The 13,517-nt window shown below is 61.5% G+C and carries 12 protein-coding genes and 2 pseudogenes; 5 read left to right on the top strand and 9 right to left on the bottom strand.

Annotated elements, in window-relative coordinates; genetic code table 11:
• Positions 1-75 precede the first annotated feature (75 nt).
• The 4 genes from C9413_RS16010 to C9413_RS16025 are packed head-to-tail and all read right to left on the bottom strand — an operon-like array spanning position 76 to position 4,576.
• The gene (locus C9413_RS16010; RefSeq protein WP_040116472.1) at positions 76-1,017 is read right to left on the bottom strand and encodes an ABC transporter permease; all 942 of its coding nucleotides are present in this window, start codon (positions 1,015-1,017) and stop codon (positions 76-78) included.
• Complete coding sequence (locus tag C9413_RS16015) at positions 1,014-1,976, bottom strand: ABC transporter permease (RefSeq protein ID WP_040114796.1); 963 nt, start codon at positions 1,974-1,976, stop codon at positions 1,014-1,016. Before C9413_RS16015 ends, C9413_RS16010 begins: the two co-directional genes overlap by 4 nt.
• Positions 1,973-3,487: a sugar ABC transporter ATP-binding protein gene (locus C9413_RS16020; protein WP_040114797.1), complete on the bottom strand. Its 1,515-nt coding sequence runs from the start codon at positions 3,485-3,487 to the stop codon at positions 1,973-1,975. The genes C9413_RS16015 and C9413_RS16020 overlap by 4 nt, the downstream gene beginning before the upstream one ends.
• 21 nt (positions 3,488-3,508) lie before the next feature.
• Positions 3,509-4,576 (bottom strand): ABC transporter substrate-binding protein, encoded by a 1,068-nt coding sequence (locus C9413_RS16025; protein WP_040116473.1) that lies wholly within the window; start codon positions 4,574-4,576, stop codon positions 3,509-3,511.
• Between the two features lie 216 nt (positions 4,577-4,792).
• On the opposite strand from C9413_RS16025, the gene C9413_RS16030 reads away from it, so the two are divergent.
• A complete protein-coding gene (locus C9413_RS16030; protein WP_040114798.1) occupies positions 4,793-5,584 on the top strand; it encodes an IclR family transcriptional regulator in 792 nt (263 codons plus the stop codon).
• 226 nt (positions 5,585-5,810) lie between these two features.
• On the opposite strand, the gene C9413_RS16035 is transcribed toward C9413_RS16030, so the two are convergent.
• Entirely contained in the window at positions 5,811-6,116 is a 306-nt protein-coding gene (locus tag C9413_RS16035; protein WP_040114799.1) for a hypothetical protein, read from the bottom strand.
• Between the two features lie 462 nt (positions 6,117-6,578).
• Between C9413_RS16035 and C9413_RS16040 the strand changes: the two genes are divergently transcribed.
• On the top strand, positions 6,579-7,094 hold the full coding sequence (locus tag C9413_RS16040; RefSeq protein ID WP_223844144.1) for a DUF3299 domain-containing protein: 516 nt from the start codon (positions 6,579-6,581) through the stop codon (positions 7,092-7,094).
• Between the two features lie 157 nt (positions 7,095-7,251).
• On the opposite strand, the gene C9413_RS16045 is transcribed toward C9413_RS16040, so the two are convergent.
• The gene (locus C9413_RS16045) at positions 7,252-8,154 is read right to left on the bottom strand and encodes an MBL fold metallo-hydrolase (protein WP_040114800.1); all 903 of its coding nucleotides are present in this window, start codon (positions 8,152-8,154) and stop codon (positions 7,252-7,254) included.
• An 88-nt stretch (positions 8,155-8,242) separates the two neighbouring features.
• Positions 8,243-8,875 carry a DsbA family protein gene (locus C9413_RS16050; protein WP_040114801.1) on the bottom strand — a complete coding sequence of 211 codons (633 nt, stop codon included), beginning with the start codon at positions 8,873-8,875 and terminating at the stop codon, positions 8,243-8,245.
• Between the two features lie 110 nt (positions 8,876-8,985).
• On the opposite strand from C9413_RS16050, the gene C9413_RS16055 reads away from it, so the two are divergent.
• On the top strand, positions 8,986-9,864 hold the full coding sequence (locus C9413_RS16055; RefSeq protein ID WP_170250626.1) for a LysR family transcriptional regulator: 879 nt from the start codon (positions 8,986-8,988) through the stop codon (positions 9,862-9,864).
• Between the two features lie 69 nt (positions 9,865-9,933).
• On the opposite strand, the pseudogene C9413_RS34480 reads toward C9413_RS16055, so the two are convergent.
• Positions 9,934-10,290: pseudogene (locus C9413_RS34480) on the bottom strand (DsrE family protein).
• Between the two features lie 226 nt (positions 10,291-10,516).
• On the opposite strand from C9413_RS34480, the gene C9413_RS16065 reads away from it, so the two are divergent.
• The gene (locus C9413_RS16065; RefSeq protein ID WP_348648780.1) at positions 10,517-11,308 is read left to right on the top strand and encodes a LysR family transcriptional regulator; all 792 of its coding nucleotides are present in this window, start codon (positions 10,517-10,519) and stop codon (positions 11,306-11,308) included.
• A 116-nt stretch (positions 11,309-11,424) separates the two neighbouring features.
• On the top strand, positions 11,425-12,588 hold the full coding sequence (locus C9413_RS16070) for an adenosylhomocysteinase (protein ID WP_040114803.1): 1,164 nt from the start codon (positions 11,425-11,427) through the stop codon (positions 12,586-12,588).
• Between the two features lie 593 nt (positions 12,589-13,181).
• Here C9413_RS16070 and C9413_RS16075 read toward each other — a convergent pair.
• Positions 13,182-13,517, bottom strand: a pseudogene (locus tag C9413_RS16075) (ABC transporter permease); the annotation flags it as partial.

Consider the following 13,517-nt stretch of genomic DNA (forward strand, 5'->3'; position numbering starts at 1 on the left):
CCCAGGGATGAGCTGGCAGCCCAAGGTCCCGGGGAGGAGGGGGCGGGTCGATCACCGGCCCGGCGTAGCGCCTCGTCATCTGCGCGCCTCGCGGCCGGAAACGAGCAGGAGGGCAAGGATCAGCGTGCCGAACATAATCGACCGCCAGCCTGGGGAGGCATTGACCACAGTGATCAGCGCCGTCGTCGTGACGAGCAGGATTGCCCCCGGAATGGTCCCCGCATAGGTGCCGCGGCCGCCAAGGATGGAGGTGCCGCCGAGCACGACGGCGGCGATCGACGTCAGCAGATAGGGGTCGCCGATGCCGACATAGCCTTGCCGGTTCATGCCCAGCACGAGAATGCCCGCAAGCCCTGCGAAAAAGCCCGACAGAGTATGGACGATCAGCGTGTTGCGGGTGACGCTGACGCCGGAAAGCCGGGCAGCCAGCGGATTTGCCCCAAGCGCCAGGAAACGCGCGCCGATCGGCATGCGGTGGACGAGTAGGAGGACGACGATCGAGACGACGAGCCACAGAATGATGCCGGCCGGAATCCCGAGCGGCCGCGCCTGCCCGAGCAGAATGACCGCCGGGTTGCCGACGGTGACCGCGCTGCCGCCGGCGACGATGACGAGCAAGCCTTGCAGGAAGGTTGCCATGGCAAGCGTCATGATGATCGGCGGCACGCGAAGATAGGCAGCACCCGCGCCGTTCATGAGGCCGATGCCGGTGGCGATGGCGAGGGCCGCCGCGATGCCGACAAGGCCGGTCGGGTCCCAGGCCGGCGAAATAAGCGGCAGCAGGATCGCCGTGACGGTGATGACCGCGCCGACGGAAAGATCGATGCCGCCCATAAGGATGACGAGCGTCTGCCCGGCAGCCGCAATGCCGATCACAGCGGCGAGTTCGAGCAGGTAGCGCAGGTGGCCGTGGGCGCCGAAACCACGCAGCGTGAAGCTTGCGACGATCCAGACGAGTGCGACTAGTAGGAAGGTCAGGAGCGGCGGATTGCGCAACGCGGACCTGATCGTGTTCATCGTCTTGCCCTCCATTGCGCGAGAAGTTCCGGCACAGCGACTGCCCCGACGATGATCAGGCCCTGCGCGACATATTGCGCAACCGGCGGGAAGCCAAGGAAGAACATGACGTTGATCATGACCGAGAGCAGCAGGCTGCCGCAGATCGCGCCGCGCATCGTGCCCTTGCCGCCAAGGAAGCCTACGCCGCCGAGCACGGCGGCGGCGATCGAGTTCAGCGTGAAAGGCGTACCGATAAGAGGATCACCCGAGCCGGTCTGGGCAGCGACGAAGAGCCCCGTCAGTGCTGCGAGGAGGCCGGACAGTGCGAAGGCGACGACTTTCACCCGTTCGACCGGGACGCCGGAGCGGAATGCGCCGACCGGATTGTCGCCAGCCGCGTAGATGCCGAGGCCGAGCGGGGTTGCGAGAAAGGCCTTCCAGAGCGCCACGATGACGACGAGCAGCAGGAAGGCGACAGGTGTGTGGCCGGCCAGAGTCGTCGACAGCCAATCGGGAATGAACCCGCCCGGCCGCGGCAGCAGGATGAGTGCCACCCCGCCAATGATGAAGGAGCCGGCGAGCGTGACGATGATGGCAGGCAGCCTCAGATGCGTTACGATGGCGCCGGTGACGGCGCCGATCGAAAGACCGGCGAGTGCGACCGCAAAAATGCCGCCCGGCACACCGAGCGCTCCTTCCATCGTCGTCGCGGCAATCACGGCTCCAAGGCTGACGAGGGGGCCGATCGCCAGGGTGATGCCACCATTGAGCATGAGAAGCGCCTGCGCCATGGTGACGAGCGCGAGCGGAAACCAGTTCTGCGTGAACTTCGAGAAGCCGCCGATGGAAAGGATGCCGGGAAAGAGCAGCGCATAGAGAATGACAAAGGCGGCGACAACCAGATAGAGGCCGACAAGGCCGCGGTTGCGGCGAAGTTGGATCGAGCCGTAGAGCCGGGATGATGACCTCGTGCTCATGCTGCCTCTCCCTGCGTCGTGGTGGTGATGCCCATGGCCGCGCCGACGATCGCTCCTTCGCTGATATCAGCTTGCGACAGCACCACCGCGACGCGCCCCTCGCGCAGAACCACGACGCGGTCGCAGAGATGCACGAGCTCCGGCGTATCGGAACTGGCCAGAATGACGAGCCGCCCCTCGGCGGCGAAGGCACGGAGCATGAGATAGATTTCACGCTTGGTCTCGATGTCGACGCCGCGCGTTGGATCGTTGAGGAGCAGAACCGAAGGATCGAGCGGCAGCCATTTGGCGAGCGCCACCTTCTGCTGATTGCCGCCCGAAAGCGCCTGCACCGCGCGGGCCATGTCGCCCTTGATCGTCAGCCGGCGCGCGAGATCGGCGACAAGGCCGCTTTCCGCCTGCCGGTCGCGCAGCCCCTTGCCGGCGAGCCGTCCAAGCGAGGGCAGGATGAGATTGGATGCGATGGAATGGGGCAGGACCAGCCCCTCGTGCTTGCGGTCGGCCGGGACATAGACGATGCCCGCGGCATTTGCCTCGCCCACATGGGCGGGCAGGCGAAACTTGCCTGATATCTCCGCTCTGGAAGCCGCGGCCGGAATCGCGCCGTAGAGGCCAAGCAGCAGGTCTTCCTGCCCTTGTCCCACGAGCCCGCCGATGCCGACGATCTCGCCGGCGCGGGCGGAGAAGCCGATGTCACGCACCATGCCGGCCGAAAAGCCTTCAACGCTGATGCGCATCGCGCCGGGTGTTGCGGCCAGGCGCGGCGGGAACAGGTCGCCGGTTTCGCGACCGACCATGAGGCGCACCAGGCCTTCGCCGTCGATGCCCGACAGCGACTGGTCCGCGGTGACCAAGCCGTCCTTCAGCACCGTGACATGCGAGCAGAGCGCCTGCACCTCATTGAGGCGGTGGGAAATATAGAGTAGTGCCGTGCCGCGGTCCCTCAGCGTCCCGATCAGACGGGCAAGGATGCCGGCTTCGTGAGCGGAGAGCGACGAAGTCGGCTCGTCCAGAATAAGCACGCGTGGCTTCCGGAACAGCGCCTTGGCGATTTCCACCATCTGACGGCGGCCAAGCGCGAGATCGGCGACCGGCATGTCGAGCGGTTCGGTGAGACCCACCATTTCGCAGACATCCCGGACGCGGCGATGGAGCGCTCTGTAATCGATGAGACCGAACCGGCGCGGAAACGCGCCGAGCCCGACGTTTTCGGCAATCGAGAGACTGGCTGTGAGGCTGAGCTCCTGCTGAACCACGGCGATACCCGCCGCGCGCGCAGCCGCTGGACTGAAGCGCCCGACGGACTTGCCGTCGACGAGGATGGAGCCACCGTCCGGCTGGAGCGCACCGGACAGGAGATTGATCAGCGTGGACTTGCCGGCGCCGTTTTCACCGAGCAGGGCATGAACCCTGCCCGGCAGAAGGGCGATGTCGACACCCTTCAAAACGGGATTGCCGAAAAATCCCCTGAACGCTTGCCGGGCTTCCAGCAGGGGTCTTTCTTCGGTCATGACGGCTTCCCTCAACGCGGATTACTTGGCAAGCAGCTTGTCGAAGAGCGCCTTGTCGTAGTCCGAGTAGATATAGCCGTCAGCGGGGAACTTGTCGGCCCGTGCGAGGTAGCTGCCGATCGTGCTGTCGTCGATGACAGGCAGCGGCACCTTGACGAAGGCCGGAACGTCCTTGCCTTCAAGCGCCTGTACAGCGGTGTAAACGGAAAGCGCGCCGAGCCAGTTGGGCTGCATGGTCGCCCAGCTCTTCAGTCCCTTCTCCTTCCATAGCTCCAGGAACTGCCGGGCGTTTTCGCCTGTAGTCGGCACCTGGTCGCGGCCCTGGCGCTCGAAGGCGAGGACGGAGCCGGCCGATAGCGCGCCGCCGAGCGACAGCACGCCGTCGATTTCGGGATTGGCGAAGAGCAGGCTGGTCATCGCTTCCTGTGCCGGCGCGACGTTATATTCCGTGTTCGTCTCGGTGATCACCTTCAGACCGGGATTGGCATCGAGGACCGGCTGGGCACCCTTGCGGCGGTCGTCGCTCACCGAAATACCGGCCGGGCCGTTCATGACGATGATCTTGCCCTTGCCGCCGAGCTGGCTGACCATCCAACTGGCAGCGGTCGCGCCCCATTCGTTGGAATCGGTGTTGATTTTCGCAGTCACCTTGTCGGTGTTGACGAGGCTGTCGAAATTCACGACCGCGATGCCCTTGTCGCAGGCATCGGAAATGACGCGGTCGAGCGCGTTGGAAGAACCCGCGATCACGACGATGGCGTCGACATTGGCATCGATCATCGACTGGATATGCTGGATCTGCGTCTGGGCGTTGCCCTGCGCGTCCGTAATCATCAGGTCCTTCACGAGGCCGGCCTTCTTCAGCTCCTCCACTTCAGCCGTGATGGTGCCTTCGGTCTGCTTCATCCAGGTCGGCACCGAATAGATGTTCGCCCAGCCGATCGTATAGGGCGCCTTCCTGTCACCCTTGATGCAATTGGCGGCGGCTGAGGCCGTGCCGGCCGAAAAGACGAGGAGGGCAGCGGCGGCGGCACCCGCACAAAGGCGGCGGTGTCGCGATGCGGAAAAGCCATTTTCAAGATTCTTCATGTCGATCCCCTTTTTTGTGCGGCAGCGTTGACGGCGTGCCATCTGTGTCCAATATACCGTACATATGATCTATATACCGGACGAGGTGATCTTATGCCGATTTTTTTACCTCGCAAGAGGGACAGGAAAATTTCATTCGCGATGAAGGACGGGATCGATTGACAGATGCGGCAGACGGCTTGAAAAGCTCGGCCGGGCAAAAAAGGATCGACAGCAATGGATGCAGTTCAGGACGAAGCAGCCGGCAAGCGCGCCCGAGGGCTCGACCGCGCCTTCGAGATCCTCGAGTTCCTGCGCCGGAAACGGCAGGCCCTGAAGCCGAACGAAATCGCCGCGCAGATCGGCGCGCCGCGCTCATCGGTTTATGAGCTCGTCAACCTGCTGCTGCAGAATGGCATTCTGGAATTCACGGGCGGCGAAGGGCGTGTCTATCTCGGCCGCAAGCTGTATTTCCTCGGCGCAGCCTATGAGAACCATTTCGATTTCACCCGCGAATGCGAGGCGGCGTTGGAACAGCTTGCCGACGAGACGCGGGAGACGGCGCAGTTCTGCATGCTGGATGGAAATAGATACACGGTCGTTCGCATGCGTGAAGGCGCGCGCCCATTCCGCATTTCCACGGATGTCGGGCAGTCGGTGCCGATCCCGTGGACGGCGTCGGGGCGCCTGCTGGTCGCGCACCTGTCGGATCAGGAAATCCTGAGCTTCATCCCGCCGCAGGATTTCCGCCTGCCGACGGGCGAGTGGCTCGACCCGCAAATCTTCATCGCCGAGGTGCGCCAGGCCGAGCGTGAAGGTCTCTTCACGTTCAACAGCATCGTCGACAGCTTCACCCACTGTTTTGCCGTACCGGTGCGGGGCGAAGAAGGTCATGCAGCCGCAACGCTGTGCCTCGTCACGCCGCGCGACGACGGCCTTGCGAACCGGGACCATTATCTCGACTGCCTGAAGAAGGCCGCCGCGAGCCTAGATCAAGCCCCAATGCGACCAAAACGAAGCTGGCCGTAGAACTCGATGGCGCGAAGGCAGTTGGTTTTTCACGAAGGAAACTTCATTTGCTGGTATGACAGACCAACCGACCCGTCGGCGCCATCGAGAGCACACTGTTCTCGACTAGGAAAGCATAGCGCAGCTTGCTCGGTCGCCGTGGGCCATTGCCGCAAAGCGATAGCATGTCTCTGTTTCGATGCCGCAGCTTGGAAGCGCCGACGAACCCTGATTTCGGCGCGAGCTTTTAAATCCCTGACCCGTCGAAGTTCTGGTCATCGTCGCCTTCCCAGGGCAAGGGCATCGTGGTGCGACTGAGGTTGGCCGAGGGCATCGGCATCCAACACTTCAATTCCGGCTCGGCATATTCGATGATCTGCCCAGGCGAGGAATCAGACGCGCGCCAGCCTTCTCCGCCAAACTGATCGCCTCTCGACCAATACGCGAGGTCAACTTCTGCCGGCCCCTGTTCGGACGGGCGGATCGTGACGAGGATTCGACTACCGTCTTTCGGTGCGCTTGCCATATGGCGCCAGCGGTCTGGCTCGTCCATCGTTTTTCCTCCTGCCTTGCTACAGGTTGCGAATGTCGCCTCGCTGTCGAAAGCGGTCAACTCAAACTTTGCACAAGGGTCGCCGTGGGCCAAAATGCAGGCCGACTGGCGCAAGCCGACCGGTCAGGGCCTCGGCCAGTTCATGGGCGAACACCTGCCATTTTACGGCAACCTATTCGTCAGCTTCGCCGCAGCCAGGGGCTGACTCGCTTCTTCCACTGCGGCAGATCACCCGGCCAAGAGCACCCCGTACCGCCGCCGCGTCCAGTTCCCACCTGTGAAGGGTCACCATGAGGTGATGGGGCTGATCGAAAAGACGTCAAGCTGCATCTTTAACCTGGACTTTGACCTTAGGCGAAAGATGAGGCTAAGATCCATCGGGCGCAGGCCGGGTTTAAAAACGCCCTGTTCATGGAGATGCGGATGAGGCGCGCGCTTTTCCTCCTGAAATTGACGACGATCATGATCGGCACGGCTTGTCAGGCCTCCGGCGCCTTTGCAGGTGCTCAGCCTGTTCTTTGGAGTGCGCTGCGGCCGGCAGATCAATCGAGATCTGACATGCCCTTGCCAGGCATGGCATCCACGCAATCGCAAGGCGAAACGCTCGCGTGGCGTGATGAAGCACACGCGGTTGAGCTGACCGGATTCATTCTGCCGGTCGACCAGGACCGCAATCTCGTCTACGAGTTCATGCTTGTTCCGTGGGCGGGTGCTTGCAGCCACAGCGCTGCTCCGCCACCGAATCAACTGGTCCACGTCGTAGCAGACGAGCCGTTCCATCTCTCAAGGGTGTACGAGGTCGTCACTGTGACGGGAAATCTGCGCCCTGGCCTCGACAAGACCCAGCTCTTCATCATGGACGGCGTACGCGTCCTCGACTACGGCTACAGCATGAGCCACGCTCATGTGGAAAAAGCGACCGGCATCGCGGATCCCGATCTCAGGTCGATTTCTCCTTTCGCTGTGCTCTCGCGATAGCGAACGAATTGCTTTCGGCGCAAGCGATTTCCGTTCTCGCCCCGGCGATTGAGAATAGATGAAACGACGCTTCGCTACCCATGCGATGACAGCGCGGCAAGCTGGTTGCGCCCGTTTTCTCCGGAGGACCTTCACAGGTCCTCCGAAGGTTCTCATCTCAGCCCCATTTCATCTCGCCCTTGGCGACCTTGGAGCCAATGTCCAGCGCCACGCCCATGCCAAGACCTGGGAAGCGAGCTTCCATGGCGGACTTCAGTGCGGCAGCATCCGCGGCCTTGGCGAGTTCTTCTTCAAATGCGAGCAGATAGCTCTTGGTGTGTTCGACGGCCGGCAGACCGATCGCTGCCTCTTGCGTCATGTGACCAGGAACGACCACGGAGGGCTTACGGGCGCTGATCTTGTCCAGGGTTGCCACCCAGGCGGCACGCTGCTCCTTCGTCTGCGTGTCGGCGGTCCATACATGGACGCCGGAGAAGATCATTACGCCACCAAGGACGGCGTTCAGCGACGGCACGAAGAGGTAGCGGCGGTTGGCCAACCCTGCTTCGGCCGCGACGATCTCGACCGTCTCGCCATCGACCGTCAGCCTCGCGCCGTCGAAGGCTTCCGGCATGACAATGTCAGAAAGCGTCTGCGGCCCGTTCTCCTTGAGCTGCGCGCCCCAAACGGCGAGCTTCTTCTCGACATTGCCCTTGATGGCGGCGATCGTGTCAGAGGCGGCCAGCACCTTGGTTCCGGGGAAAGCTTCGAGCACCGGCTTCAGGCTGAAATAGTAGTCGGGGTCGGACTGGCTGACATAAATGGTGGTCAGCTTCTTGCCGGTCGCCTTGATGGCATCGGCCAGCGCGCGGCCATCGGGATAGGTAAAGCCGCCGTCGATCAGCAGTGCTTCACTAGGGCCGGAAAGCAGGACCGGCGCGCGGAAAAATCCATTCTGGCCGGCAGGAAAGTGCTTCCAGGTCAGTTTCGGTCCAGCGGCATTGCCGAGACCGGCAGGGGAAAAAGCGGCGACAAGGCCGGCTGCAACCGTGGTTTTCATTACGTTTCTCCTTGAATACATTGTTTTCTCCAGTGGTTGTCGACTGCTGCTGCAATCCAAGCGCTTGCACGACGCGCATGCGGTGAAATGATCTGGCGAAAGCGTACGCTCAGGCAGCCCGAAGCTCGGCGGCGAGCAGATCGAAACCGCCGAATAGAGCGCCACTGCTTAGCTTGCGGCGCTGGTCTCCGTCCCCGACAAGAAGCGCCGGAACGCCATCAAGCCGGAACTCCGTCATAAGGCCGCGGGCCTTCTCAATCCTCTTGCGATAGATGCCGAGCAGAGTGTCGTCCAGAGTCAGGACGCAAACGGCGGCGTCGGTGAACCCGGCCGCGTCGAGAGCATCGGCGACGACGGCCATTTCGGAATTGTTGCAGCCGTCGACGTAGCGCACATTCTGGAGCGCCTTCAACGCCTCGCGCTCCTTGCCGGGCTGCGTGAGCTCCACTGCGACAACGCCAAGCGTCGCAGGCGCCGAGTCGAACATGCTGCCCACGCTTCCAAGAACCCGGTCGCGGTAGACTTGACTGAAGACCTGCCCGGTGAGTTGGCCGATGCGCTGATCGTTCTGCCAGGCATAGGCCGAAAACCGTTCATTTATCGGTCGCGCACCTTCGCCGGCAAAGAGACCGGTGGGCGCAAGCTCAATCGTGATCCCTTCGAGCTTCACCAGTTTTTCGAGTGCGGGACCTGCGCCATAGCACCAGCCGCATAGCGGATCGAAGAGGTAGGTAATGTGCATCTCAGGCCATCCTCACGTTGACAGCCGCAAAGTAGCGGGCTTTCATTGGAAGTGAAGTCAGGTTAAGCCCTACAGAATGTATGTCATAAGCTTACAATAGGGTGGCAGCCATGGAGCACGTTAATCTCAATCGACTGGCCTACTTCACTGCTGTCGTCGATACCGGTTCGTTCACGAAAGCCGCCGAGCGGCTTGGCATTACCAAGACCGTCGTCAGCCAGCAGGTTGCGCGGCTGGAGGCGGAGTTGAAGACGAGTTTGTTCCTTCGGACGACGCGGCGCGTCGAGCCAACAGAAGCCGGCCAGCTCTTCTACGCCAGATGCAACGCGATTTTGCGCGAAACGGAGGATGCCATCGACGAGGGGACGCGCTCCAATGCCGCGCCGGAGGGCGTGCTCCGGATTGCCGCGCCCAATGACTATGGTGCCAGCAAAATCGCGCCGATCGCTGCGGCCTTCACGCAACGATATCGCACCTGCAAAGTCGAGCTGCTGTTGGCAGATGCGAGGGTAGATCTGGTCGCCAACCACATTGATCTGTCCATTCGCGTCGGATGGCTCGACGATTCCAGCCATCAGGCAAAACGGATCGGTACGTTCAGGCAGTTTCTCGTCGCGGCATCAAGCCTCGCAGGCTCGCTTAAACTTGACGAGCCTGAAGATGTAGCGAACCTACCCTTCATAGGCAACCTGGCGCTAAAGGAGCCTCTGGTGTGGCGTTTCAGCCGGCACGATTTCGATCGGCGGACCGTGCGGATGCGGCAGACTATCATGAGCAACTCGACGCCTGCGGTTCTCGTAGCCACTGTCGCGGGGGGCGGCGTCGCCGTGCTGCCCGACTTCCTTGCTGCCGATCATATAGAGAGTGGCAGGTTGGTGAGACTGTTGCCAGACTGGTCTCTGCCAGCGGGCGGCATCCATGTCGTTTATCCGGCAGCTCGGTTTCGCCCGCCCAAAGTCTCGGCCTTCGTTGCAATGCTGGCTGAATAGCGGCGTGCAACATGAACGAGACTTCGTGTCCCGCAGCACAAACGCCGGCCGCCTCCATGTTTATCCCAGTTAAAACGAGAGGGTGGCGGCACCCTCCGTGATCTCGGCATGCATGGCGCTTGCGCCGGCAATGACGACACCGTCGAGGAAGTCTTCCTTTTCGTAGCCGCGCGCCTTCACGCAGGCAGGCCCAGATCGTGCCGCCGCGATTCTGGAAATCCTCGATCGATTGTGCGAGTGAATCAAGCGGGGGCAGATGGGTCATACGTTGACCGCCCCTTCCGCACCAGATTGATCGCGGGGCTAGTGAGAGATACCGAGACCTTGAGCCCCGCAGTGATGCCGCCAATTGGCGATCGGGAAGGCGATGGACGATAGTTTGCCGCGGCCGGCGCAACTTCCTCGTGATTGGCAGCAGCCTCCGATTGGTTGACGCAAGGCGCACGTCAGAGGCGTTGCAATTCAATTTTTACTTTTCCTTTGCAGCTTTTCTGGGCAATGAATACGGCAAACCACGCCGCCGCAATGCGGAGAGCCCTCGCTTGAACCTGAAACATCCGTTGCCGCCGCTCAATGCACTTCGTGCCTACGATGCGCTCCCTGCGGCAGCCTGCGTGCCGCGGCCCAGGATCTTGGGGTGGTGCCGGGAGCGGTGAGGCAGCAGCTTCAAAGCCTTGAGGAGTATTTCGGCGCGGCTCTCTTTATCCGCAAGGGTGGCAGGGTGACCCTCAATGCCGCCGGATTACGTTTTGCCGATGCCGTTGGAATTGCGTTCGCGATCGTTTCCCGCGCGGCAGAGGAGATCCAACGACGGGACCGCAAGATGCGCCTTCGTCTTGGCGTACCCATGCCGATGGCCCTTTCCTGGCTGATGCCACGACTGCCGCGCATCCATTCTGCTCTCCGCGACCTGGAAATCGATGTAGTGCCAGTTGCCATTACCCGCACGCTCGCCGACGCGCCCGACCTCGACGCCATAATTGCCGGCGGCGAATATCGCCCTTTGCCTGACATCGCCGCGACCGCCTTCATGGTCGATGCGTTCGGCCCGGTTTCCAGCCCCACCGGACCTGCTCCATCCGGCACCGATCTTGATGAGTGGCTCGCAAATGCCACGGCGCTGGTGGCTCGTGATGTTCCCTATCTCTGGGACGATTGGTTTCGAGAAAGCGGAACACGCCCGTCGCGTTTCCTGAAACGGGTTGAAATCGAGGACCTGACGCTGGCAATTGGTGCGGCGAAGGCTGGTCTGGGTGTGACGATAGCACCGCGGGCTTCCATCGAGATGGAACTCGCCGCCGGTGTGCTGACAGCACATTTTGGTTTTGCGATCCGACCGATCGGATTCAGGCTGTGCTGTCGCGCCGCAGATCGCAAGAGCCGGGCGCTCAGTCTCCTGGCGGATTGGCTGCGCCGGGAAGGCAAGGCGGCCGATCCGGCCTGAACAGGAAATCTGCCCAGTACCGCAGTATTATGTCCCTGTTGACTATCCGCTTCGCACGATAGGGAACATCCGCAGAAACGCCGGCAGCGCGCCTGCGACCAGCGGAGAGAAAAGCCATGATACAACAACACCAGGTTTCGCGGATCGAATGGGTGGCGGACAGTTGCTGGCTGCTACAGGCTATCTCAGAAGAATTCTCCCGCACAAAGCCTTTCCAAGGTCTGACAATCGGCACTGCCATTCATCTGGAACCCAAGACTGTCGCTCTTCTCATGACATTGCGAGCCGGCGGCGCCAACCTCGTGGCAACAGGCAATCTCAACAGCACCCAGCCTGCGACGGTGGAGTACCTCAAACGGCAGGGAATCGTTGTCATCGGCGAGCAGACCACAGACGCGAGGGCGCACCGAGACTTCATCGACACTCTGCTCGACCGCCAGCCGGATTTGCTGCTCGACAATGGCGGCGCTCTTTTCGTCCGCGTCGCCGAGCGTCCCTACAAGAACTTGCTGGGCGGCACAGAGGAGACGACATCAGGGCGCCGGCGTCTCGCGCCCATGCCTGAGGTGATCGCGCTGCCGATCCTCGTCATCAACGACAGTCCGATCAAGCAGTTTGCCGAAAACCGACACGCGGTCGGCCAGTCGCTGTTTGAGAGCTATATGCGCTTCACCAACCGCTCGACCAATGGCAAGCGCGTGACCGTTTTCGGCTATGGTGCCTGCGGCAAGGGTACTGCCACCTGTTTCCGCAATGCCCATAGCAATGTCAGCGTGGTGGATGTCGATCCCGTCACTGCTCTTGAAGCGCATCTCGATGGCTTTTCGACGCCGCTGAGAAGCGATGCCATCGCGTCAGCCGATGTGATCATCACCGTCACCGGCTTTGCCGATATCGTCACCGCTGCGGACTTGCCGCTGTTCAAGGATGGCGTCATTCTGTTCAATGGCGGACATTTCCCATCCGAAATCGATGTCGAGGGCATCAAATCGGTGGCACCGCTGAAAGCGGTCGATACCTATGCCAACGATGGTATCGAAACATTGCTTCTGGGCGACGGCAGGAAGATCCATATTCTCGGCGGCGGGCATATGGCCAATCTCGCGGGGCCCCGGCCGCTCGGGAATTCGATCGAATCGATGGATCTGGGCTTTGCCCTGCAGGCGCGCTGTCTCGAACGGGTGGCGGGCGGTAAGCTGGATCACACCTCTTGTGTGGTTCCGGTACCAGCTGACATCGATGCGCAAGTCGCCTCCGGCTACCTCGATCTCAATCGCTAAGAGAAAATGCGAAATGTTACAATATTCGGACCCCAGTTGCGGGCAAGGTGTCCAACTTGCTATCGCCGCGAGGCTCCTCGTTGGTTACATCCACACATTATGAGGCGCAGGATATCTGACTATCCTGCGCCTTCCAGTCTAACGGAAAATGGACGGCTACCAGCTCGGATATTGCCAGCAGTCCCGGATGCGTCATGAGAATACCGAGGCCACGTAAGGGCGTTGACGCGCCGAACATGCCAACTGCATGAAGTATGCGTCCGAACGCGAAGGTTCCGCCTATCCTCAAGACGATCCAGGATGCAGCGGCATCAGCCTCCACAAGTGCTCGGCCGATCAGGAACGACGGATATATTCCGTGAAATTGCCTTGCGCCGGATCCGGCGGTGCAAGACAGGGTCGTGACTGCCGCCAACCCGATCTCCCAGCTTGACCCGGCGAACCGTGACGGCGACGGACAGCGTAACAAGTGCCAAAGCAAACATTGCGACGAAGAACGAGGTAACGGGAAGCGTTGTCATCGTTTATCCTCAGCGCCCACCGTCAATGATGAAGCCACCGTCGGGCGCATGGGAATATCCTGTGAGAAACCGCTATCTGATCTCGTCGATCGTGACCGATGCCTGACGAGGCGCCGAGCTTTTTCTGTTCAGCACGCCGAGCGCGATCGCAGCCCTTCTCTTTGCCCGGTAGCGGTTGAATTGCTGATCTGCCAGGACCCCGACCAAAATCACCGCTCCCATCACCGCGAAGTTGAGTGAGGAAGGTATGCCGAGAAGATTGACCAGGTTCTGCAACTCCTGAAGCAGTACCGCGCCCAACACGACGCCGATGATCGAGCCTTCTCCACCACGCAACGAGAAGCCGCCAAGGACGGCCGCAGCGATCGCGTAGAGTTCGTAGAAATTGCCATGCGACGAGGGCTGAAC

The sequence above is a fragment of the Rhizobium sp. SEMIA 4085 genome, assembly GCF_013004495.1.
Lineage (GTDB): Bacteria > Pseudomonadota > Alphaproteobacteria > Rhizobiales > Rhizobiaceae > Rhizobium > Rhizobium gallicum.

What these genes read in the sequence shown, in the direction of transcription:
- C9413_RS16010 (WP_040116472.1), bottom strand. Translation starts at nt 1,017, where the DNA reads ATGAACACGATCAGGTCCGCGTTGCGCAATCCGCCGCTCCTGACCTTC.
- C9413_RS16015 (WP_040114796.1), bottom strand. Translation starts at nt 1,976, where the DNA reads ATGAGCACGAGGTCATCATCCCGGCTCTACGGCTCGATCCAACTTCGC.
- C9413_RS16020 (WP_040114797.1), bottom strand. Translation starts at nt 3,487, where the DNA reads ATGACCGAAGAAAGACCCCTGCTGGAAGCCCGGCAAGCGTTCAGGGGA.
- C9413_RS16025 (WP_040116473.1), bottom strand. Translation starts at nt 4,576, where the DNA reads ATGAAGAATCTTGAAAATGGCTTTTCCGCATCGCGACACCGCCGCCTT.
- C9413_RS16030 (WP_040114798.1), top strand. Translation starts at nt 4,793, where the DNA reads ATGGATGCAGTTCAGGACGAAGCAGCCGGCAAGCGCGCCCGAGGGCTC.
- C9413_RS16035 (WP_040114799.1), bottom strand. Translation starts at nt 6,116, where the DNA reads ATGGACGAGCCAGACCGCTGGCGCCATATGGCAAGCGCACCGAAAGAC.
- C9413_RS16040 (WP_223844144.1), top strand. Translation starts at nt 6,579, where the DNA reads ATGATCGGCACGGCTTGTCAGGCCTCCGGCGCCTTTGCAGGTGCTCAG.
- C9413_RS16045 (WP_040114800.1), bottom strand. Translation starts at nt 8,154, where the DNA reads ATGTATTCAAGGAGAAACGTAATGAAAACCACGGTTGCAGCCGGCCTT.
- C9413_RS16050 (WP_040114801.1), bottom strand. Translation starts at nt 8,875, where the DNA reads ATGCACATTACCTACCTCTTCGATCCGCTATGCGGCTGGTGCTATGGC.
- C9413_RS16055 (WP_170250626.1), top strand. Translation starts at nt 8,986, where the DNA reads ATGGAGCACGTTAATCTCAATCGACTGGCCTACTTCACTGCTGTCGTC.
- C9413_RS16070 (WP_040114803.1), top strand. Translation starts at nt 11,425, where the DNA reads ATGATACAACAACACCAGGTTTCGCGGATCGAATGGGTGGCGGACAGT.